At 61.1% G+C, this 21,780-nt stretch carries 21 protein-coding genes; 9 read left to right on the forward strand and 12 right to left on the reverse strand.

The window, feature by feature from the left end:
* The first annotated feature begins 49 nt into the window (after positions 1–49).
* The gene (locus NVB75_RS30035) at positions 50–946 is read left to right on the forward strand and encodes a LysR family transcriptional regulator (protein WP_063031899.1); all 897 of its coding nucleotides are present in this window, start codon (positions 50–52) and stop codon (positions 944–946) included.
* An 822-nt stretch (positions 947–1,768) separates the two neighbouring features.
* Here the strand turns inward: NVB75_RS30035 and NVB75_RS30040 are convergent.
* Positions 1,769–2,122 (reverse strand): hypothetical protein, encoded by a 354-nt coding sequence (locus NVB75_RS30040; protein WP_375378892.1) that lies wholly within the window; start codon positions 2,120–2,122, stop codon positions 1,769–1,771.
* A 143-nt stretch (positions 2,123–2,265) separates the two neighbouring features.
* Here NVB75_RS30040 and NVB75_RS30045 point away from each other — a divergent pair, with 143 nt between their 5' ends.
* Entirely contained in the window at positions 2,266–3,189 is a 924-nt protein-coding gene (locus NVB75_RS30045) for a LysR family transcriptional regulator (protein ID WP_258344609.1), read from the forward strand.
* Here NVB75_RS30045 and NVB75_RS30050 read toward each other — a convergent pair.
* A complete protein-coding gene (locus tag NVB75_RS30050; RefSeq protein ID WP_258344610.1) occupies positions 3,092–3,796 on the reverse strand; it encodes a TetR/AcrR family transcriptional regulator in 705 nt (234 codons plus the stop codon). The two genes, NVB75_RS30045 and NVB75_RS30050, sit on opposite strands and share 98 nt — an antisense overlap.
* A gap of 124 nt (positions 3,797–3,920) precedes the next feature.
* Between NVB75_RS30050 and NVB75_RS30055 the strand changes: the two genes are divergently transcribed.
* Positions 3,921–5,144 (forward strand): MFS transporter, encoded by a 1,224-nt coding sequence (locus tag NVB75_RS30055; protein ID WP_258344611.1) that lies wholly within the window; start codon positions 3,921–3,923, stop codon positions 5,142–5,144.
* A 111-nt stretch (positions 5,145–5,255) separates the two neighbouring features.
* Entirely contained in the window at positions 5,256–5,636 is a 381-nt protein-coding gene (locus tag NVB75_RS30060; RefSeq protein WP_258344612.1) for a type 1 fimbrial protein, read from the forward strand.
* 16 nt (positions 5,637–5,652) lie between these two features.
* Here the strand turns inward: NVB75_RS30060 and NVB75_RS30065 are convergent, their stop codons facing one another.
* The 6 genes from NVB75_RS30065 to NVB75_RS30090 all read right to left on the reverse strand — a co-directional run bounded on the left by NVB75_RS30065 (position 5,653) and on the right by NVB75_RS30090 (position 10,989).
* Positions 5,653–5,952 carry a DUF3144 domain-containing protein gene (locus NVB75_RS30065; RefSeq protein ID WP_258344613.1) on the reverse strand — a complete coding sequence of 100 codons (300 nt, stop codon included), beginning with the start codon at positions 5,950–5,952 and terminating at the stop codon, positions 5,653–5,655.
* A gap of 82 nt (positions 5,953–6,034) precedes the next feature.
* A complete protein-coding gene (locus tag NVB75_RS30070; RefSeq protein ID WP_258344614.1) occupies positions 6,035–7,327 on the reverse strand; it encodes a sorbosone dehydrogenase family protein in 1,293 nt (430 codons plus the stop codon).
* On the reverse strand, positions 7,324–7,752 hold the full coding sequence (locus NVB75_RS30075; protein WP_258344615.1) for a DUF2231 domain-containing protein: 429 nt from the start codon (positions 7,750–7,752) through the stop codon (positions 7,324–7,326). Before NVB75_RS30075 ends, NVB75_RS30070 begins: the two co-directional genes overlap by 4 nt.
* A 123-nt stretch (positions 7,753–7,875) precedes the next feature.
* Positions 7,876–9,378 (reverse strand): glycine betaine/L-proline transporter ProP, encoded by a 1,503-nt coding sequence (gene proP, locus NVB75_RS30080; protein ID WP_258344616.1) that lies wholly within the window; start codon positions 9,376–9,378, stop codon positions 7,876–7,878.
* Positions 9,379–9,505: 127 nt separating this feature from the next.
* Positions 9,506–10,396, reverse strand: a complete 891-nt coding sequence (locus NVB75_RS30085) for a bestrophin family protein (RefSeq protein WP_258344617.1) — start codon at positions 10,394–10,396, stop codon at positions 9,506–9,508.
* Positions 10,397–10,482: 86 nt separating this feature from the next.
* The gene (locus NVB75_RS30090) at positions 10,483–10,989 is read right to left on the reverse strand and encodes a GNAT family N-acetyltransferase (protein ID WP_258344618.1); all 507 of its coding nucleotides are present in this window, start codon (positions 10,987–10,989) and stop codon (positions 10,483–10,485) included.
* Between the two features lie 93 nt (positions 10,990–11,082).
* Here NVB75_RS30090 and NVB75_RS30095 point away from each other — a divergent pair, with 93 nt between their 5' ends.
* The gene (locus NVB75_RS30095; protein WP_309149012.1) at positions 11,083–11,802 is read left to right on the forward strand and encodes a tRNA (adenine(22)-N(1))-methyltransferase TrmK; all 720 of its coding nucleotides are present in this window, start codon (positions 11,083–11,085) and stop codon (positions 11,800–11,802) included.
* Between the two features lie 155 nt (positions 11,803–11,957).
* Positions 11,958–12,830 carry a DNA/RNA non-specific endonuclease gene (locus NVB75_RS30100; RefSeq protein WP_258344619.1) on the forward strand — a complete coding sequence of 291 codons (873 nt, stop codon included), beginning with the start codon at positions 11,958–11,960 and terminating at the stop codon, positions 12,828–12,830.
* A gap of 9 nt (positions 12,831–12,839) precedes the next feature.
* On the opposite strand, the gene NVB75_RS30105 is transcribed toward NVB75_RS30100, so the two are convergent.
* A complete protein-coding gene (locus NVB75_RS30105) occupies positions 12,840–13,208 on the reverse strand; it encodes a hypothetical protein (RefSeq protein WP_258344621.1) in 369 nt (122 codons plus the stop codon).
* A gap of 1,577 nt (positions 13,209–14,785) precedes the next feature.
* Positions 14,786–15,781 carry an AraC family transcriptional regulator gene (locus tag NVB75_RS30110; protein ID WP_258344623.1) on the reverse strand — a complete coding sequence of 332 codons (996 nt, stop codon included), beginning with the start codon at positions 15,779–15,781 and terminating at the stop codon, positions 14,786–14,788.
* A gap of 64 nt (positions 15,782–15,845) precedes the next feature.
* On the opposite strand from NVB75_RS30110, the gene NVB75_RS30115 reads away from it, so the two are divergent.
* Positions 15,846–17,078: an MFS transporter gene (locus NVB75_RS30115; protein WP_258344625.1), complete on the forward strand. Its 1,233-nt coding sequence runs from the start codon at positions 15,846–15,848 to the stop codon at positions 17,076–17,078.
* A 77-nt stretch (positions 17,079–17,155) separates the two neighbouring features.
* On the opposite strand, the gene NVB75_RS30120 is transcribed toward NVB75_RS30115, so the two are convergent.
* Positions 17,156–18,826, reverse strand: a complete 1,671-nt coding sequence (locus tag NVB75_RS30120) for a M24 family metallopeptidase (RefSeq protein ID WP_258344627.1) — start codon at positions 18,824–18,826, stop codon at positions 17,156–17,158.
* A gap of 77 nt (positions 18,827–18,903) precedes the next feature.
* Between NVB75_RS30120 and NVB75_RS30125 the strand changes: the two genes are divergently transcribed.
* Together NVB75_RS30125 and NVB75_RS30130 are read left to right on the forward strand one after the other, a co-directional pair.
* A complete protein-coding gene (locus NVB75_RS30125; protein WP_258344628.1) occupies positions 18,904–20,403 on the forward strand; it encodes a PLP-dependent aminotransferase family protein in 1,500 nt (499 codons plus the stop codon).
* A 190-nt stretch (positions 20,404–20,593) separates the two neighbouring features.
* Positions 20,594–20,776: a hypothetical protein gene (locus NVB75_RS30130; RefSeq protein WP_258348839.1), complete on the forward strand. Its 183-nt coding sequence runs from the start codon at positions 20,594–20,596 to the stop codon at positions 20,774–20,776.
* On the opposite strand, the gene NVB75_RS30135 is transcribed toward NVB75_RS30130, so the two are convergent.
* Positions 20,744–21,742, reverse strand: a complete 999-nt coding sequence (locus tag NVB75_RS30135) for an NADP-dependent oxidoreductase (RefSeq protein ID WP_258344629.1) — start codon at positions 21,740–21,742, stop codon at positions 20,744–20,746. The genes NVB75_RS30130 and NVB75_RS30135 overlap by 33 nt on opposite strands.
* Positions 21,743–21,780 lie beyond the last annotated feature (38 nt).

The following is a 21,780-nucleotide window of genomic DNA, read 5'->3' on the forward strand; positions in this document are numbered from 1 at the left end:
CGATATTTTATTATCTGATAGGATCGCTTTTTCTCATGGGAGGTGGCCGATGATCACGTTCAAGCAAATCGACGCGTTGTACTGGATTGCCGAGCTGGGCAGTTTCGAGGCCGCGGCGAACAAGCTGAACATGTCGCAGTCGGCGATTTCCAAGCGCATCCAGGAGTTGGAAGAAACCTTCGATGTCGAGATTTTCGACCGCAGCAAACGCAATGCCCGGCTGACCGAAAAAGGCGCCGAGTTGCTCGACTACGCCAAGGACCTGCTGGAGCGTCGCGACTACTTGCTGGAGCGGGTGAGTACCCGTGAAGTGCTGGTGCGCAGGTTTCGCCTGGGGGTGACGGAATTGACGGCTTTCACCTGGTTGCCGGCGCTGGTGGAAGCGTTGCGTGAGGCGTATCCCAAAGTGCAGATCGAGCCGTCGGTGGAGTTGAGCAGCGAGCTGTTTCGCAAGCTGGAGAGTGATGAACTGGACCTGGTGATCGTGCCCGATGCCTACAGTGATTCGCGGTTTCTGAGCACGCCGTTGGGCAGTGTGGAAAACGCCTGGATGTGCGCCCCGTGGTTGGTCAGTGAGCCTGATCCGGTAGGGCTTGAGGCGTTGGCGGGGTACACGGTGCTGACCCAGGGTTCGCACTCCGGGACGGGCCTGCTTTATGAGCGCTGGCTGGCGGCGCATGCTGTGCAGATGCCGCGTAAGCTGACCAGCCATAACTTGCTGGTGCAGGTCGGGCTCGCGCTGTCGGGGGTGGGGGTGAGTTACTTGCCCAAGGCGTGCTTGTCGCATTTGATCGAGCGCGGAGAATTACGCGCATTGGAGACGGAACCGGCGCTGCCCAAGGTTGGGTATGTGGCGTTGCATCGTGGAGATCGGCAGTTTGGCTTGAACCAGAATGTGGCGCAGTTGGCGGTGCAGTGTTGTGATTTTTCGCGGTTGTTGTTTTGAGTGTATATCCGTTATTTAGGTAACGGCTACTTAGGGTTCCGCTCTTACAGCGGGTCACTTTTGAAAAGCGCAAAAGTAACCAAAACGCTCTGCCCCGCCTGTCGGCACCTCGCCTAGGCTCGGTGTTCCCTCACTCCGGCACCACTCCGCGGGCCGCCGCGACGGGCCATCCATGGCCCGGCGCGGCTAAACCGGCGTCCTGCCGGTTTACCCGCTCCGCACTGCCTGCGTTCGGCCTCGGGCTGAATGGGGCAGTCAGATCAAAAGCAAAAGCACAGCGGCCTCCCGGCCGGCTTGAGTGTGGTGAAGCAGAGGCAAGATCCAGAGCGAAAGCAGGGCTGCTTTTCTGTGGGAGCGGGCTTGCTCGCGAAAAACCTGAGAACGCCGCGTTCATCCAGAATGCCCGCGTCATCGTTAACGACCTTCGCGAGCAAGCCCGCTCCCACATTTGGACCGTGCCCGCTTTAGCTTCTGATTTTGCTGTTGCCCTTTGCTTCACCACACTCAAGCCGGCCTGTAGGCCGCTGTGCCCTTGATCTGCTTTTGATCTTGATCTTAGGCGCCCCGTTAAACCACGCTGGCCGAACGTAGGCAGTACGGAGCGGGTAAACCGGCAGGACGCCGGTTTAGCCGCGACGGGGCAGGGACGCCCCGTCGCGGCGGCCCGCTTCGTGCTGCCGGAGCTGAGGGCACACCGAGCCCAAGCGAGGTGCCGAGTGGTGGGGCAAGAGCGTTTTGCTTACTTTTGCGCTTTTCAAAAGTGAGCCGCTGTAAGAGCGGAACCAATAGTAGCCGTAACAAAACCAACGGATATGCCCCCAATCACCGCCCCCAACGCCATATGCCTGACGCCCCGAACCGCTGAGTGAGCCGTTGTTGGCCTACCAGCGGTGAGTCACCGAACTCGTACTGTTTGCCTTCGGTGGGCACAAACACTTGCCCGGCCTTGCTCACACCCGCTACCGGGAAGAACGATTCGCTGTAGCTCAGGTACGGTGCCAGGCCGTTGTCAGCCTTGTACACCAACCCTGCGCGCGAGGTGGTGGCCTCGTCGAACTTGATCTGGTCCTGGAAATACACGCCTTTTTGCAGGGAGTCGATCTGCGAACCACGGTCGGTATTCGGTGATCGGTTGACCACGACCGGCTGGTTGTTGATGGAGTTCGCAAGGTGCAACGACGGAGCATTGCCACGGAAGTTGTGGGCGGTGTGCGTGGAGTGAAAGCAAGCACGGGCCAGGTAGGACCCCTATATTTATGCGGCCCTTGCTGATAAATAGAGCGGGTGAGCCCCCAAGCAGATACCCGGTGTAATCCATCATGAAGCGCCATTTCGAAGATTTGCAGCTGGGCAGCATCGAGCTGTTCTGCCTGGCTGCCGAGGCCAGCAGCTTTACTGCCGCCGCCCAGGTGGCGGGCGTGACGCCGGCGGCGGTGAGCCGCAGCATCTCGCGGCTGGAAGAGCGCCTGGGTTCCCGGTTGTTTGTACGCACCACCCGCAGCATCCGCCTGACCGATGGCGGCCGGACGTTTTTTGAGCAATGCCGCCAGGCCCTCACGCAACTGGTGGAAGCCCAGCAGGAAATGATGGGCGCCCAATCGGTGCCGTCCGGGCTGTTGCGCATCAGCATCCCGACCACCTACGGCCATCACCGGATCCTGCCGCTGCTGCCGAAATTCCGTGCGCTGTACCCGCAAGTCACCGTGGATATCCACATCAGCAACCGCAACATCGATTTCGTCGCCGAAGGCTATGACCTGGCCATCCGCGTGCGTGCCCAGCCGGACTCGACGCTGATTGCGCGGTTGCTGGAAGACGCCAAGCTGGTGGTGGTCGCGACGCCGGCGTACCTGAAGCGTGCCGGCACGCCCCAAACCCTGGAGGACTTGCCGGACCATGAGTGCATCCAGTACGAATTGCCGAGCAACGGGCGGCGCATTTCCTGGCTGTTCCAGGTCGATGGCAAGGAGCGGGAGTTTGCCGGGGAAGCAGGCTACAGCTGCTCTGACGACGTGCTGGGTGGCGTAACCCTGGCCAAGCACGGTGCAGGGTTGTTCCAGACCTACAAATTCATCGTCGAGGACGAGTTGGCCAACGGCAGCCTGGTGGAGGTATTACAGCCTTACGGCGGGCGTTCGCGGCCGTTTACCTTGCTGTATCCCCACGGCCGCTATGTGCCCCATCGGGTGCGGGCGTTTGTGGATTTTCTGCTGGAGCATCGCGCCGAATGGGCGGCGCTGTAGCGGCGGATAAATCCCAGGTCAGCATCAGTTGGCCGATGGCCGTATCGATGGCATCAGCGTCGACGCCATCCCGGGCCAGGATCGACACGCCTTGCAGGAAGCTGTCGTAGACCGTAGCCATCGCACGGGCGTTGGTCTCGGCGGGTAACTGGCCTGCGCGAATGCCACGCTCGACGCAATGCACGATGCCCGCCCTTGTACGCTCCCGCGACTGAGTCAGCGCATGGGTCACTCGCGCGTTTTCGGGGGAGGGCGCGCTCATCACGCCCAGGGCCACCATGCAGCCTTTGGGGTGCCCCTCTTCACACTGCATGCGCGCCGATTGGCGCAACGCGGTCTCGATGGCCTGGCGCGGTGGCAGGCTGTCATCCCACAGGCATTCGGTGACCTGGGCGAACGTCGCCAGATAACGCTGCACGCACTCCTGGAACAGCGCGTCCTTGGAGCTGAACGCCGCGTAGAAACTCGGCGCGGAGATGCCGCCACCCAGTCCGCTTTTCAACTGGCTCAGGGATGTCGCGTCGTAACCATGCTCCCAGAACAGGTGCATGGCCTGTTCCACGGCCTGGTCGCGGTCGAAAGTGCGGGGGCGGCCCATCTGCGCCATGGGGGAATCCTCTCGGGTGATGAGATAAATACTAGTCGATACATAAGTCGTTGACAACGCCGGGTGGTGCGCCCAACATTTATATCGATCGGTATTTAAGTCCTCTTGTTCAAGGAGTTTCCCTGTGACCCCCTCTACCACCTTATCGGCAGACGCCGTTCCCGACCGCTTGCCCATCGGCGCCTTGCTCGCCCTGGCCATGACCGGTTTTATCTGCATCGTCACTGAAACCCTGCCGGCAGGCCTGTTGCCGCTGATCAGTGACGGCCTCGCTATTTCACCGTCCATGGCCGGGCAGATGGTTACCGCCTATGCGTTGGGTTCAGTGCTGGCGGTGATCCCGTTGACCATCGCCACCCGCGGCTGGCGCAGACGCAATGTGCTGCTGCTGACCATCGTCGGTTTTCTGCTGTTCAATTCGATCACCGCGCTGTCGTCCCACTACGGGCTGACACTGCTGGCGCGGTTCCTTGCGGGGATGGCAGCGGGGCTGGCCTGGAGTTTGTTGGCCGGCTATGCGCGGCGCATGGTTGAACCGCATCAACAGGGCAAGGCGTTGGCGCTGGCCATGGTAGGAACGCCGATTGCCCTGTCACTCGGCGTGCCGCTGGGCACCTGGCTGGGTGGGCTGGTGGGCTGGCGCACCACGTTCGGGATCATGTCGGCGCTGACCCTGGTGTTGATTGTCTGGGTGCTGGTGAAAGTGCCGGACTATCCCGGCCAGGCGGCCCATCAGCGTATGCCGCTGCGTAAAGTGCTGACCACGCCGGGTGTGCGGCCAGTGCTGGCGGTGGTGATTGCGTGGATGCTCGCCCACAACATTCTCTACACGTACATCGCACCCTTCGTGGCCCCGGCGGGCTTGGTCGATCGGGTGGATCTGGTGCTGCTGGTGTTTGGTGTGGCGGCGCTGCTCGGGATTTGGGTAACCGCCCGGTTGGTGGATGTGGCGTTGCGCAAGACGGTGCTGGTCAGCCTGGCGGGCTTTGCGGCGACGTGCCTGGCGTTCGGTTTTCTCGCGCAAGTGCCGGGCGTTATTTACCTCGGCGTGGCGGTCTGGGGTTTGAGTTTTGGTGGCGCTGCAACGCTGTTGCAAACCGCGTTGGCGGACGCAGCCGGGGAGGGTGCGGACGTGGCGCTGTCGCTGAATGTGGTGGCCTGGAACAGCGCGATTGCCGGGAGTGGCGTGGTGGGTGGCGTGTTGCTGGATACCTGGGGCGTGGCTTCTTTCCCCTGGGCAATGTTGGTGTTGCTGGCGGTGGGGTTTGCGATTACGTGGGCTGCTCGCAACCATGGCTTCAAACCGGGGCGCCGGGTCCACGGCCAGCCTGCGGTTGGCGGGCACTGATATTTCCAAAGTCTTTGGAAAAACAGCTTCTAACATCAGACAAATCTTAAAATAACCTGCTGCTCGGCCGATATCCCGGGGCATAGGCTTTATCACCCCCGGAGTATCGGCATGCGCATCAAGAGAATGTCTGCAATCCATGTTGGCCTGTTGTTCAGCCTGTCCGGTGCCTGCATGGCCGCGAGCCCGGTGGGGCAGGGAGTCATTAACTTTCACGGCAGCATTGTCGAGGCGTCTTGCACGCCGCTGACCATGGCGGACGGATTAAAACTCAGCAATTGTCCGAGCCTGGCACGCGGCAGCGCCATCAGCGTCCGTAACGTGGAACCTGTGAGCTCGGTCACTGCCCTTGATCACAGCGCCGTCAGCGTGAAACTGGTCGCCGACAGCGGGCGGTCGGGGCCTTATTACCAGCAGCAATACACATTGGTGGATGGCCAAGGGAAGCCTGTGAATTCAGGAAAGTACCTGGTGACATTGACCTCTCCTTAAGCGGAAAAAAACCGGCTTATTCAGGTGCCTTGATCAGCATGTACTTGCTGAAATTGTTGATGTGATCATCAATATTATCTTCAAGCATCATCCGGTACTGATCACAGAAATACTTCAGCATCGCCTCACGGGCCTGGGCCATTTCTTCGCCGGATTTAAAACTGCGTGCGCTGACCCAGGCATTGAAGCGTGTGGTGCCGAACATCATCGAGGCGCTGACTTTGCCCAGGTCGGCGAACGCCCTGAACTGCTCGTTGGACAGCTCGATGTGCGCGTCCGCGCGATCGTAGAAGCCGTTGTCGGTGGTGTCTGGCATTGCGGTTACCTTCCTGTTCGTGAGTGCGGCGAAGGTACCGCCGCGCTCCCCGGGAAGGCAACCACGTTGGCCGCTTCAGGCCTTATTTATTGCGCGTCACCCGCCACACGGTGTTGGCCAGGTCATCGGCAATGATCAGCGCACCCTTCGGATCAACCGTGACCCCCACCGGCCGCCCGCGAGTCTTGCCATCGTCCCCACGGAAACCCGTGGCGAAGTCCAGGGGCTCACCGGCAGGCCGGCCATTGCTGAACGGCACGAAGATCACCTTGTAGCCCACCGGATTATCCCGGTTCCAGCTGCCGTGCTCGCCGACGAAGACGCCGTCGGCGTATTTCTCGCCCATGGCCGGGATGGAGAAGTCGACGCCCAGTGCGGCAACGTGGGAACCCAGGCTGTAATCCGGCTTGATCGCGGCGGCGACCTTGGCCGGGTTCTGCGGTTGGGCGCGGGTGTCGACGTTCTGGCCCCAATAGCTGTAGGGCCAGCCGTAGAACTCGCCTTCGCGCACCGAGGTCAGGTAATCCGGCACCAGGTCCGGGCCCAGTTCATCCCGTTCGTTGACCACCGCCCACACCTGCCCGGAGTCCGGTTGAATGGTCAATGCCGTCGGGTTGCGCAAGCCGGTTGCATAAGGCTTGTGGGCACCGGTGGCGGCGTCGATCTGCCAGACCATCGCCCGGTCGATCTCGACCTCCATGCCGCGTTCGGTGATGTTGCTGTTGGACCCAATGCCGACATACAGCGAGCGGCCATCGGGGCTGATCGCCAGGGATTTGGTCCAGTGATGATTGATCGCGGCGGGCAGCTCGGTGACGGTGGTGGGCGGGCCGCCGGCTTTGGTCTGGCCGTCTTCGTAGTCGAAGCGCACCAGCGCATCCTGATTGGCCACGTACAGCTTGCCGTCGGCAAAGGCCAGGCCGTAGGGCGCGTTGAGGTTTTCGGCGAACACGGTTTTCAACTCGTAGGTGCCGTCACCGTCGGCATCCCGCAGCAGGGTCAGGCGATTGCCGCCCTTGACCTTGGTGTTGCCCTCGGCCTTGATCACGCTGGCGATCACATCCTTGGGCTTGAGTTTCGCTGCGCTGCCGCCCCGGCCTTCGGCAACGAGGATGTCGCCGTTGGGCAGCACCAGGGTCTGGCGCGGGATCCGCAGGTCGGTGGCGATGGCCGTGATGCTGAAACCCTCGGGCACGGTGGGTTTCTGCTCACCCCAGGCCACCGGTTCGGCGATCTTCATGCTGGGCAACAGGCCGCGTTGGGGTTCCGGCAGTTTGGGGTCGGGGCCGCGAGCCTGAGTGCTGTCGGCTTCGCCCCCACATGCGCTCAACAACATCGCCATGCTTAAAACGGTCAGCGTGCTGGAAGGCTTCATTGGGCACCTCCGGAACGCAGGTTGGTCAGCCCGACCCACGTGGTCACGCAGGCCAGCAGGGTCACGACGGCAGACAGCACCAGGCCCGAAGGCATCACGGCCCAGGCATCTTTCGCATGTTCAAAGGCATTCACCAGGCCCAGTGCCCAGGTCACCAGCAACAGCAGGAAGTACACCGTGGGGCGACCGGCCTTGCGGTCGGCACGCAGCAGGTTGACCAGTGCAAACAACCCCGCCAGCCCACAGAACAGCAGGCCGCCGGCGATCAGCCAGGCGGCGAAGTTGCTCCATTGGATCTGGTAGGTCTGGTAGTAGGCAATGTCACTCAGCAGGGCGCCGAGAAACAGCGGAACGGTACCGGCAAGCAAGGTCGCGTGAAGCGGGCCAGGCGTGCAGCGGTAGGTGAGGGCGGTGGTGACGGTCACGGGCGGCTCCTTATCGTTGAGCGGCCCTGATGAGGCTCATCAGGGCCGCGCTGACTGCGCTTAAGGAAGGAGCCTGCTGCTTGCGCGTTAGTTCACCGTCTATTCGTTTCTAAATATGTTGCGTCAGTTGATGCGTGGATGCTGCTGCACCAGATTTTCGCGCTTGGCTTCCAGCTCGGCGATTTGCGCGTCGATGTCTTCGATCTTCTGCTCGATATTGTCTTCGTGCTCCTGCAGCAGCTCCTTGGCTTCCTCGATATCCGACGCCGCCGGCGCCGCGCCGCGCAGGGGTTTGTTGGCGGTTTCCTTCATGGTCAGGGCGGTGAAAAGCCCCAGTACGGCGAACACCATGAGGTAGTAGGCCGGCATGTACAGGTTGTTGGTGGTCTCCACCAGCCAGGCCATGGCGGTCGGCGTGAGGCCGGCAATCAGGATCGAGATGTTAAAGGCACTGGCCAACGCGCTGTAGCGGATGTGGGTAGGGAACATCGCCGGCAGGGTGGACGCCATCACCCCGATAAAGAAGTTGAGCACCACCGCAATGATCAGCAGCCCCGAGAAAATCAGCCCGAGCTTGCCGCTGTTGATCAGCATGAACGCCGGAATGGCGAGGAAGAACAGTGCAATGCTGCCGACGAGAATGAAGGGTTTGCGCCCGATCTTGTCGCTGACGAAACCAATCAGCGGTTGCACGAACAACATGCCGACCATGATCGCGATGATGATCAACACGCCGTGGTTTTCGCTGTAGTGCAGGTTGTGGGACAGGTAGCTCGGCATGTAGGTGAGCAGCATGTAGTACGTGACGTTGGTCACCACCACCACGCCGACGCAGGTCATCAGGCTGCGCCAGTGCTTGGTGGCGACTTCCTTGAACGACACTTTCGGGCCACCGGCCAGGCCTTCGCGATCGCCTTGTTCGAGTTGTTCCACATGCTGTTGGAAGGCGGGTGTCTCTTCCAGGGCGTGACGCAAGTAAAGCCCGATCATGCCCAGCGGCAGCGCGAGGAAGAACGGCAGGCGCCAGCCCCAGGACTGGAACGCCTCTTCGCCGATCACCGCCGAAATCAACACCACCACCCCGGCGCCGAGAACGAAACCGGCGATGGAGCCGAAGTCCAGCCAACTGCCGAGGAAGCCGCGCTTGCGGTCGGGTGCGTACTCGGCGACGAAGATCGACGCGCCGGTGTACTCACCGCCTACCGAGAAGCCCTGGGCCATCTTGGCCAGCAGCAACAGGATCGGCGCCCAGATGCCGATCGAGTCGTAGGAGGGAATCAGCCCGATGGCGAAGGTGCTCAGGGACATGATCACAATGGTCGCCGCCAGGACCTTTTGCCTGCCGTATTTGTCCCCCAGCCGGCCGAAGAACAGGCCGCCCAACGGGCGAATCAGGAACGGCACCGAGAACGTCGCCAGGGCGGCGATCATCTGGACGCTGGGGGATGCCTCGGGGAAGAACACCTTGCCGAGTACATAGGCGACAAAGCCGTATACGCCGAAGTCGAACCATTCCATGGCGTTGCCCAGCGCAGCGGCGGTGATCGCCTTGCGCATCTTGGCGTCGTCGACGATGGTGATGTCATCCAATCCAATGGGATTGACGGTTTTCTTGCGTGATTTCATGGGAATTACTCAGCCCTGGTCCATTTCATTGCCATTGTTTTAATGGCACGTGCTCTTTGGTCAGATACATGCGGACACTGAATAATTCACCGTTGGCTGGATTTTTTTGTTAATGGCCCGGCAAGGCTCAACGGATCCGCTCACCCCCCAGTGAGTCACGCTGCATCGACTGCAGGTTTTTCTCGATGGTTTCGCAGAGGGCTTCCATCTGGATCTGATGCTCGCTGTCGCGAAACGGGCTTTGCAGATCGGTGCCGATGCGCTCGATGGCCAGCAGCATAAAGCCCACCACCGTGGAGGCCAGCGGGGTGAACCAGCCCAGGGATTCCACCAGGCCCACCGGCACGATCAGGCAGAACAGCGAGATGAACAGCCGTGGGAAATACACATAAGGGTAGGGCAGCGGCGTATTGGCGATGCGCTCCATGCCGCCCTGGCTGTTGGACAAGTCCACCAGGGTCGATTCCAGTCGCGCCAGGCGAATGCTGTCCAGGCGCCCGGCCTTGTATTCCTGGGCCAGCAGGGCAGCGGAGCCGTTGAGGATGTCGTTGGAAAAGTTATTGGTACTGGTGCTGCGGGCGAATTCGTCGGCCGGCAGAAACGCGCGGATTTCCTCCGGGCAAGGCTGGCCTCGCAAGTGTGCCGCCAGGCAGTTCACATACGCCACGTGACGGCGCAGCAACGTCGACTTTATCGGGTTGACCTCATTGTTCGGGTCATCCAGCAGCGTCAGTACTTGCCGCGCAAAGCTGCGGGAATTGTTGACCATCGCGCCCCACAAGGTGCGTGCTTCCCACCAGCGGTTGTAGGCGCTGCTGTTGCGGAAACTGATCAATACCACCAGCGCCGAGCCGAGCAACGTCAGTGGCATCAGCGGCAGGTTGATCTTGCTGTTGAGGAACAGCATGAAGTCCACGGTGACGGCGATATCCCAGAGCAACAGCCAGAACAGTGCCCAGCCTACATAGCCCATGGTCTTGATGATCAGGCGGTATTTTTTGATGATGGCAGCTTTCAAACGGAAACCTCGCGGCGAGCGGTAAGCATCAATGCCCTAGCTCGGACGGTGTTTACCGGGTAAAGGTTCGCCGGGGGGCTGCGTGTTCAGGCTTGAAGCGACAGAACGAAGCGGTTTTCGCTGTGGGGCATGCCGTCCGGTGCGGACTGTTCAGGCACGAAACCGCAGCGGGTCAGGACTTTTTGTGAGCCCACATTCTCCGGGTACACGTAGGCCACCAGTTGCTTGAGTGCCCAACGCGCCTGTGCCTCGTGGATCAGATGCTTCAACGCCAGGGTTGCCAGCCCTTGCCCGCACGAACGCTCGCCGACGCGGTAACCGACTTCGGCAGAGCCCTTCGGTGAGTCGATGCTTTTCAGATTGGCGCGACCGACGATTTCGCCGCTGGCGTCTTCGATCACGAACGGGTGCCAGGCACCGGTGGCGAGGCCAGATAAATAGCCTTCAATATGCTCGGCGACGCCCTGCGTTGAGTAAAACGAAGGGTCGCGCGCCTCGATATGCGACTCGAACCACTCACGGTTACGAGTTTCGAAGGCCAGCAATGCTTCAGTGTCCGTACTGCTCAGCTCGCGAACGCGAAATGACGTCATTGCTCACCTCTTCCTGGCAATTGTGCGGTGAGCAAGCATACCCCATCAGTTATCCTGAACCGACCAGCTCATTCGTGGCAAAAGGAACGGCAGTTGAACGAACACACATTGTCCATGCGCCTGGAGCGCGTGGCAGCCCATATACCCGCCGGAGCGCGCCTGGCGGATATCGGCTCTGATCACGGCTACCTGCCGGTGGCGTTGATGCGTCGCGGCGCTATTGTGGCGGCGGTGGCGGGCGAAGTGGCCTTGACGCCGTTCCGCGCAGCCGAGCGTACGGTGCGCGAGAATGAGCTGGAGCAACACATCACCGTTCGCCTGGCCAGTGGCCTGGCGGCAATCGAGACGGCAGACGGGATCACCGCGATCAGCATCTGCGGCATGGGCGGCGAGACGATCCGCGACATCCTCGACAGTGACAAGGCACGCCTCAACGGCCAGGAGCGCTTGGTGCTGCAGCCCAACGGCGGCGAGCAACCGTTGCGCCAATGGCTGATGGAAAACGGCTACCGCATCGTGTGCGAAGAGCTGCTGCGGGAGAATCGCTTCTTCTACGAAATCATCGTTGCCGAGCGCGCGGAGCCGGTGAGCTACACCGCTGAAGAGCTGTTCTTCGGCCCGCTGCAAATGCAGGCGCGCCGCCCGGAATTCCTGCTCAAGTGGCAGCGCATCCTGCGGCACAAACAGCAGACCCTCAGCGACTTTGCCCAGGCACGGCAGGCGGTGTCCGAGGACAAGGTGCGAGAGGTCGCCCAGCAGGCGCGTTGGATTACCGAGCTGCTCAGCACTAATGTGAATAGTGATGGTCAATAAGCCCCGCACGGAGCCGGCCGGCTCCGCGTTAGTATTTTTGATCAAGGACAATGACAGAATGCTCGCCGCAAAGTGATCGCCACTGCCTCCATCTGATCCCCGTAAATCGGGCCTCGCCTTACGTTTTTCCTTCCTACCATTTGAAGATTTAACCCATGCACCTACGCAAAATTGCAGTTGGGCTGTCGGCCCTTGTTTTGCTCTCCACCGGGGCAGAAGCTCGTGGTCTGCTGGACCTCATCAAGCTGCCTGCCGAGCATCAGCAGCACACCTCCCGCTCGGGTTCCATCAGCCAGAGTGCCGCTCTAAATCTCTATTCAAACAAACAGCAGCGGGCTTCCTTCGACGGCTGCGCCGATCTGTTCCCGTCTGCGCAACCGATCAACACGGCCACGGTGCCGGCCACCCTGAAACCCCTGGCGCTGTGCTCGGATAATTTTGCGGTGCTGTACTCGCAAACCAGCAAGACCCCGTTGGTAGTGGTCGAACGCCTGAATGCCCGCCAGTTGCAGGACGCCAAAGGCGAAGAACGCACCAACCAGTTCTACCCCGACCCGCGCATTCCCAAGGGCGCGCGTGCCGAGTTGAGCGACTACCGTGGCCAACACCCGGCCGTGGACCGCGGCCATCAATCCCCTGCCGCCGATGCGCCGAGCACCAACGCTATGGCGCAATCCTTCGCACTGTCGAACATGGTGCCCCAGGACCCCACCAACAACCGCAAGATCTGGAGCAAGGTCGAGGCGGACGTGCGCAAGTTTGCCAAGCGCGCCGACGGCAATGTGTACGTGTTCACCGGTCCGTTGTTTGACCCGGGCTACAGCACCATTGGCGCCAACAAGGTCTGGGTGCCGACCCGCTTGTTCAAGCTGGTCTACGATGTGTCGTCCAAGCGTGCCTGGGCGTATGTACTGCCCAACGCTGAAACCCGTATCCAGAAACCGATGGACTACGAAACGTTTGTGAAGACTACCGGGCTCAAGCTGTTGGGGAATTTACCGGTTAGCGGTTCGGTGGGCCGTACTTGATGGCTTGAGCTATTGCACAGCGGCCAGTTTGGCCAGGCGCAGACGCCAATTGCCGCCATGCTGGAGGTGACATTCTTCCTCGGAGTCGAAGCGCACGTAGCGGTCCGAAGAGGGGCGATCCACGCCGGCATCTTCCAGCGCAATGGCCGTCAGCTCGCGCATGCGTTGGTCCTGTCCGCTTGAAAGAGCCAGTTCCTTGTTGGCACGTGTGTCGAATACCCAGATGACGACCAGACTTTGTGCGAAGGCCTGGTAGTCGACTTCGTGGGTCAGCCAATCGAAGCCGGTGATTTCGGCTTTGGCAATTTCACAGGCTTCGGTCAGGGTCGCAACGAGGCGGCGTTCGATGCGGGCGCTGTCGCGTTTGGTTGAAGACATGGGGAGTCCCTTATGAGCGAGGAGGGTGATGATACGCGAGAGATCAACTGTGGGAGCTGTCGAGCTTTAGCGAGGCTGCGATGGGGGGCTTGCAGGTGGCATCTTTATCGCCTGACAGGGCCTCTTCGCAGCCTCGCTGAAGCTCGACAGCTCCTACGCAGGATTTTGTCGGCTCGAGATGATCGTTCCCACGCTCTGCGTGGGAATGCCGCCTCGGACGCTCTGCGTCCAGCTGGCGATGCAAGGTTCAAGTCCTGCGCAGTGGTGACGCGGAGCGTCACAGGATGCATTCCCACGCAGAGCGTGGGAACGATCAGATGTGCAAGCCTGCGAAGATCAACTGTGGGAGCTGTCGAGCTTTAGCGAGGCTGCGATGGCGGACTGGCAGGCGACATATTTATTGCCTGACAGGACCTCTTCGCAGCCTCGCTGAAGCTCGACAGCGCCTACGCAGGATTTTGTCGGCTCGAGATGATCGTTCCCACGCTCTGCGTGGGAATGCCACCTCGGACGCTCTGCGTCCAGCTGACGATGCAAGGTTCAAGTCCTGCGCAGTGGTGACGCGGGAGCGTCACAGGATGTATTCCCACGCAGAGCGTAGGAACGATCAGATGTGCAAGCCTGCGAAGATCAACTGTGGGAGCTGTCGAGCTTCAGCGAGGCTGCGATGGCGGACTGGCAGGCGATATATTTATTACCTGACAGGGCCTCTTCGCAGCCTCGCTAAAGCTCGACAGCTCCTACGCAGGATTTTGTCGGATCGAGATGATCGTTCCCACGCTCTGCGTGGGAATGCCGCCTCGGACGCTCTGCGTCCAGCTGACGATGCAAGGTTCAAGTTCTGCGCAGTGGTGACGCGGAGCGTCACAGGATGTATTCCCACGCAGAGCGTGGGAACGATCAGAACACAATATTCAAGCCTGGGAAGATCAACTGTGGGAGCTGTCGAGCTTCAGCGAGGCTGCGATGGCGGACTGGCAGGCGACATATTCATTGCCTGACAGGGCCTCTTCGCAGCCTCGCTGAAGCTCGACAGCTCCTACGCAGGATTTTGTCGGATCGAGATGATCGTTCCCACGCTCTGCGTGGGAATGCCGCTTCGGACGCTCTGCGTCCAGCTGGCGATGCAAGGTTCAAGTCCTGCGCAGTGGTGACGCGGAGCGTCACAGGATGTATTCCCACGCAGAGCGTGGGAACGATCAGATGTGCAAGCCTGCGAAGAGCAACTGTGGGAGCTGTCGAGCTTCAGCGAGGCTGCGATGGCGGACTGGCAGGCGACATCTTTATTGCCTGAAAGGGCCTCTTCGCAGCCTCGCTGAAGCTCGACAGCTCCTACGCAGGATTTTGTCGGCTCGAGATGATCGTTCCCACGCTCTGCGTGGGAATGCCGCCTCGGACGCTCTGCGTCCAGCTGGCGATGCAAGGTTCAAGTCCTGCGCAGTGGTGACGCGGAGCGTCACAGGATGCATTCCCACGCAGAGCGTGGGAATGATCGAGAGGTGATGGCCCTGCTATGCCCTCGAACGGGTAGGGAGGGCCAAAAGTCGGCGAGGCGCTCCAGCCACTTCACCGCTCCCTTAAATCGCCTGTCGCCGGCTGGCCCCCGGCGGCTGTCCGGTAACGCGCTTGAACGCCCGGCTGAACGCCGCCTGGGAGTTATAGCCAAGGCGCTGCGCCACGGTTTCGATCGGCAGTCGCTCCAGCGTCAGCCACTGGCTGGCCAGGCGCATCCGCAGTTCGGTGGCGTAGCGCAGCGGTGGTGTGCCGATGGTGGTTTGAAAGTGCTGGGCAAACACCGAGCGTGAGGTATGACATTGCGCTGCCAACTCCTCCACCGTCCAATCGCGCCCGGGCTGCTGGTGCAACGCCAGCAGGGCCTTGGCCAGGCGTGGGTCACGCAGCGCCGCCACCAGGCCGGACGCGTTCCCGCACGCACATTCAACCCAACCCCGAACCACCATGGCCGCCACCACCTCTGCGAGGCGCGCCAGAATGCCGGCGAAGCCAATGCGGGCGCTGCTGACTTCACGCTCCATGGCCGCCAGGATCGGCATCAGCCCCGGATAACGCTGGCCCTTGGCGTCGATCAGCATCAGGTCCGGCATCAGGCGGCCAAGGCCGTGCAAGCTCCCCAGTTCAAACTCCATGCAGCCGCTGAAGAACAGGGCGCTTTGCGTCACGCCCACATCGGCCCGGGCATCCACGGCACACACCGCATCACCGAGGGCTGCCGTGTTGAAGCGGTCGATGTCCTGCACCGGCACGTCCGGGCTGGAGAGCAACTCATGGGCACCGCCATGGGAGATGAACACCGCATTGCCTGGCGTCAGTTCATACAGGGTGCCGTCCTCGGTGCGCAGGGTGACGCAGCCGGCAGCGATAAGGTGGAAATAGGCGTGCCCGGGCTTGGACGGGAAGCCCAGGCCAAACGCCGGCCCAGTCTGGATGCGCCGGTACTCGACACCCCGCAGGCGCATGCCGCGCAGCAGCTCGTTGATAAGGTCAGAGGACTGGTCGAACGGATCGATGGGCATCATTTCCGGGGTTTCGGTAAAGGATTCGAGATTTTGCATCATAGATCATCCCAATCGTCACACCTAGACTGCCGGTCGCAATAACTTTTGAAGGATGACCGTGATGAGCAGTTGTGTGTGTGACGCCGTAACCGGTGCAGATGTAGCGCCCGCGACGCCGGCCTGGATGGCGGTGTTTTCGTTGGCGATGGGGGTGTTCGGATTGCTGACGGCGGAGTATCTGCCGGCCAGCCTGCTGACGCCGATGGCAGCCGAGCTGGGGGTTTCGGAAGCCTTGGCAGGGCAGGCGGTGACGGTCACGGCGGTAGTCGCCTTGTTCGCCGGGCTGCTGGTGCCAGGCCTGACCCGAGGGATCGACCGCCGTGTGGTGTTGCTGTGCTTCAGCGTATTGATGATCTGCTCCAACCTGCTGGTGGCGGTCTCGTCGAGCCTCACGGTGTTGCTGCTGATGCGTATCCTGTTGGGCATCGCCCTGGGTGGCTTCTGGAGCATGGCGGCGGCGGTGGCGATGCGGCTCGTACCGGCGGCGTTGCTGCCGCGTGCCTTGTCGATCATCTTCAGCGGCATCGCAGTGGGCACTGTCGTGGCGGTACCGCTGGGGAGCTTTTTAGGTGGGCTGTACGGCTGGCGCAGCGCGTTTCTCGCAGCCGCCGCAGTGGGCGGCGTGACCCTGATTTTCCAGCTGTTCACCCTGCCGCCGCTTGCACCCCGCAGGACGGCACGCTTGAGAACCGTGCTGGAAGTACTGTTGCGTCCGGGCATTGCCGTGGGCATGTTGGGATGTGTGCTGGTGCATACCGGGCACTTTGCGTTGTTCACCTACATCCGGCCATTCCTGGAAAGCACCACTGGCGTCGGCGCCCAAGGGCTGGCGCTGATGTTGCTGGGCTTCGGCGTTGCAAACTTCACTGGCACGCTGCTGGCCGGTTGGCTGCTGGTGCGTCTGCCACGGGGCACCCTGGTGCTGATGCCGGCCCTGGTCGGCGTGGCAGCACTCGCCCTGGCGCTGTTGCCGGCGACCGTGACGGGCCAGGTGTGGTTGTTGATGCTCTGGGGCCTGGCGTTTGGCGGCGTACCGGTGGCCTGGTCAAACTGGGTAGCCCGGGCAGTGCCCGATCAGGCGGAAAGCGCCGGCGGCATGGTGGTGGCTTCGGTGCAGTCTGCGATTGCAGCGGGTGCGGCGGCGGGCGGTGCGATGTTCAGCTTCAGTGGTATCGACGGTGTGTTTGTCGCGGCAGGTATCTTGATGCTGCTGGCGGCAGTGTTGATTGCGCTGAAGGTGAAGGTAGAAGCGCCTCCACAAGGTGCAGAGGCGGGGCCAGCGTTTCATCTTTGAAAAGGCGTCGTACTGGCAAAGTTTGGTGTGAAGCGCATCGGTGGGTTCTCTGGCACCCGGCGCGTAGGGGGGGCCAGCTAGCCCCCCTTGGCCTCGCCAATCAGAATATCCTCGAAAAACGCCCCGATCGGTTGTGTGGGATGGCACAGCTGAATCTCCAAAACCCACACCATCTCGCTCGGTACGATCTCGACCTCAGCCAGCTTGTCTTGCCCGAACAAAGCATGTGGGAAGTCAGCGATGCGGTGCCCGGCCAGGTTGCGCTCAAGGCGCCAGCCTTTGGCGTGGGCACTTTGCTCGGCAAAGTCATACAGCTCGCGTCCGGTCAGCCCTTGGTGCCAGGCGTCGCGGGTTTCGTCGAACACTTCATGCAGTGCCTTCACACAGGCGTCGTGCAACCGGTGCTCGCCGAAGACGAAGGTGTCGCCATAATCGCCTTCATAGCCATCCCACACCGGGCCAAGGTCGACCACGGCGATGTCGGTGGCGCGCAGCTTGCGTTGCGGGTCGATGCCTTGGCGCGGTGTGCGGATGGTGTCGTCGCCAAAGCGGATATAGGTGGGGTGCCAGGTGTGGGACGCGCCCATGGCCTGCAAGGTTTGACTGGCCATGTCGAGGGCTTGCGCGGTGGTCATGCCGACTTTCAATTGGTCGGCGATGGCGGCCAGGGCCCTGACCGTCTGCTCGCGGGCAGCGAGCATGCCGTCCAGCGAGTAGCGCGGGCCGACTTTTTCCAGCACCGGGTGCCGCGTGTTGAGCGACTCCGCTGGCGTCCATGCACCGCTGGGGACGAAGGCTTCGGCGACAAAACGGTGAGCCTGGGCGCCCGCTGCCAGGCAGGTTTCGCGGACTTGGCTGATCATCTTGCTGTTGCCGCAGGCATAGATCTGGCTCTCGGCCCAGTGGTGGGGCTGTGTCAGCGCAACCTGTTGCACGCGGGCGTCTACCGACTGCACTCGATGCCAGTGAAAGCGTGGATGTGCCTGGCTGGCGCGCTCGAGAAACTCAGCGTCGTAGAAGTCCGCCGGCGACGAGTTCCCCCAATACAGGGTGACTTCGGCCTGGCGGGCCAGGGCCGTCAGCAACAAGGGCTTGATGCCGGCATAACCGGTCCCGGTGGCGAACAGCACCACAGGGCGCTCATCGTCGTGTTGCCAGGTGCAGGCGCCTACGGGACCTTCGAGCTTTACCGCATCGCCCACTTGCAGGGTCGGCAGGATGCGTTCGGAAAACAGGCCGCCGCTGACCTGGCGAATATGAAACACCAACCGGCCTTGATCCTGTGCGGGCAGATTGGCCACGGAGAAACAGCGGCTGTCGCCATCGTCGAGGCGAAACCTGAGGTATTGGCCGGCCCGGACGTCGAGTGGCTGGGCGGTCAGCAACACCAGCTCGACGATGTCGGCGCTCAACCCGCGCTTGCTGATCACCTGTGCGCTGACTTCCAGCGTTGGCGTGTCCAGCGACCAGCCGGGAATTTCCAGGCGCATATCGCTGCAGGCATGGCTCTGGCACAGCAACATCTCGTCAGCCGCGAGTGGGTAGGAGGGCGCCGGGGTGTCGGGTGTAAGCACCTTTTCGCGGAACTCGCCCGACACCACCTTGACCTTGCACGACCCGCAAGCGCCGCGCCGGCAGGAGAAGGGGACGGCAAGACCGCTGGCCAGCATGGCGTCGAGCAGCAATTGGTCGGCGGCTTCGAAGGATTTGCCCGAGGGCAACAATTCAACGACATGGCGGTTGTGCATAAACACCTCGGGGCAATTGAGGTTTGATTGTTGCGTTAGACTAGGACCAGAAGAACCTCCAGTTTTGGATAATTCACATGGTCCAGCTTCGCAAATGGCGCCCGCTGCTCAAACTCGATGGGGCGCAGCCTCAGGCGTCGTACAGAAAGATCATCGAAGGATTGGTAAGCGCGATTGCCGAGGGCCGCCTGCGCCCCGGAACGCTGTTGCCCGGCACGCGGGAAATGGCGCAGCTGCTGGACGTGAACCGCAAGACGGTAATCCTTGCCTACGAGGAGGCGGTGACCAAAGGCTGGCTGGTCAGCATTCAACGTCGCGGCACTTTCGTCAGTACGCAACTGGCGACAGGAGCGGCGACTGCCGCCAGTGCGCCGAAGTCGTTTGCCCCGGCGTTGCGGGACGTGCCTGCGGCTGCCTATTTCAACCCGGGCGAGCAGGTGACAAAACTGCAACACCGGCCGGGCGCGCTGTTTTTCGATAATGGCGCCTGTGACCATCGTTTGCTGCCCCGGGCCGTCCTGCACCGCTACTACCGCAACGCCTTGCGCAACAGCTTTACCACCAACACCGTGCGCCATGGCACCGAAGGCAGCGGCCAGTACCTGCGCGACGCCCTGGCCGAAATGTTGCGCCACAATCGCGGCCTGAATGTCGACGCGCAGCAGATTTGCCTGACCCAAGGCGTGCAGATGTCGCTGTACCTGACCGCCAGCGCGCTGCTCAAACTCGGTGATGTGGTGGTGGTCGAACGCCTGAGTTATCCACCGGCCTGGGAGATTTTTCGCCAGTTGGGCGCGCAATTGGTCACTGTCGACCTGGACGACGAAGGTTGCCGGGTCGACCAGCTCGATGAACTGTGCCGCCTGCACAACGTGCGGATGATGTATGTCACCCCCCATCACCAGTTTCCTACTACCGTCAGCCTGCGTGCCGGACGTCGTCAGCAACTCCTGGAATTGGCCCGGCTGCATGATTTCTGCATCATCGAGGAAGATTACGACCACGAGTACCACTTTGCCGGACGGCCCTATTTGCCCCTGGCCAGTGACAGCACGCAGCGTCACGTGATCTACATCGGCTCACTGTCCAAGTCCCTGGGCAGTACCTTCCGTTGCAGCTATATCGTTGCCCCGTCGAACCTCATCGAAGTGCTCGAGCGCACGGCGGCGGTGAGCCTGGGCCAGGGCGATGCCGTCATGCAGCGGATGCTGGCGGACCTGATCAACGATGGCGAGTTGAAGAAGCACCTGCGTCGGGTATCCAAGGAATACCGTCGGCGTCGGGAGACACTGCTCAGTTGTTTGCTGGAGGCGTTTGGCGAGCAGATAGCCGTGCAGGAACCGGAAGGCGGGCTGGCGTTGTGGGTCAGGTTCTGCGACTCAATCGACGTCAATCAACTGGCTGAAAAAGCCCTAGAGCTGGACCTGGTGGTGCGCAGCGGTCGCCTGTTTTCACCCTTTGATCATCCCGAGAATGCCTTGCGCCTGGGCTTCGCCTCGCTCAACCCGGAGGAAATCCGCGCCGCCACGCAGCGCCTGGCTCAGGCGGCGCGGGCGATTGGGGAAGCGGCTAAATAATGATGCTGGCTGAAAGGTGAATGTGTAAGGATATGTTGCTCAGCTTTTGATACTGCCCATTACAGGAACCGACTCTGATGCTCGCTGCCTTCAGACACTACCCGTTTTCGGTCAATCTGCTGCTGTCGTCTGCGTTGTTCCTGACACTGGGGCGCGCCATTACCCTGCCGTATATGGTGATTTCAGCTCGGTGGTGGCCGTTAATGCGACGGTGGTGATCTGCCTGCAGTACATCGTGGGCAAGCGCATTACCAATGAGTACTTCCCGGCCGAGTACATGTTCATCGACCGCATCGCGCCGGACCACTTGCGCGTCTACCTGCCCTCTAAAAAACGCGGGCTATTTGACCTTAATGATGACCTTGCCCTTTGATCTTCCTTGCGCGACATAGCTCAAGGCGTCGGCTGTCGACTCGAAAGAAAACGTTCGGTCGATCACCGGTTTTATAACGTTGGACTCAATCAGCGCAGTTACCTTGTCCAGTTGGGCGCCACTGGCACGCATAAATACAAACCCATAGCTGATGTTCTTTTTGCGCGCTCTCCTGCGGATACCGCTGCTCAACATACGCATAACAAGGCCGAGTACCCAGGGCAGCTTTTGCTCTTGAGCAAACTGTGGAGTCGGTGGCCCTGAGATGGATATCAGCTGCCCCCCGGGCTTCAGAATGGTGAGGGACTTTTTCAGCTCATCAGCGCCCAGGCTATTGAGTACGACGTCATAATCCTGCAGAACCTTTTCAAAGTTTTGTTTCTTGTAGTCGATGACGACGTCTGCTCCCAGTGCCTTGACCCAATCCACATTACTCGTGCTTGTGGTTGTCGCGACGAACGCACCCAGAAGCTTGGCAAGCTGGATGGCAAAGGTGCCTACGCCACCGGAACCTGCGTGGATAAACACCTTTTGGCCGCGTTTCAGCTTGGCGGTTTCAACCAGCACTTGCCAGGCCGTCAGTGCGACCAGCGGGAGGGAGGCAGCCTCTTCCATGCTGATGTTTTTCGGTTTCAACGCGAGCGCATTTTCATCTACCGCAATCAGTTCGGCGAATGTGCCTATGCGCTCCTGAGGAGGACGTGCGTAAACGTCATCACCCGGTTTGAAGCGTCGCACCGAGGACCCTACGCTAAGGACCACTCCCGCCAGATCATTCCCCAGTATCAACGGGAACGAATACGGCAGGATCAGTTTGAATTCGCCTGTACTGATCTTCGAGTCGAGTAGGTTGACGCTGGTGGCATGCACCTGAACAAGAACGTCATAGGCACCCACTTCTGGGGTGGGTACCTCGCCGATACGTCCATTCTCTTTACCGTAACGGTCGATTGAAAATGCTTTCATGGTGATTCAACTCTCATGGCGTTGAATGAAACTTGGCC

Origin of the sequence: Pseudomonas sp. CBS, assembly GCF_024734645.1 — a bacterium.
Taxonomy (GTDB): Bacteria; Pseudomonadota; Gammaproteobacteria; order Pseudomonadales; family Pseudomonadaceae; genus Aquipseudomonas.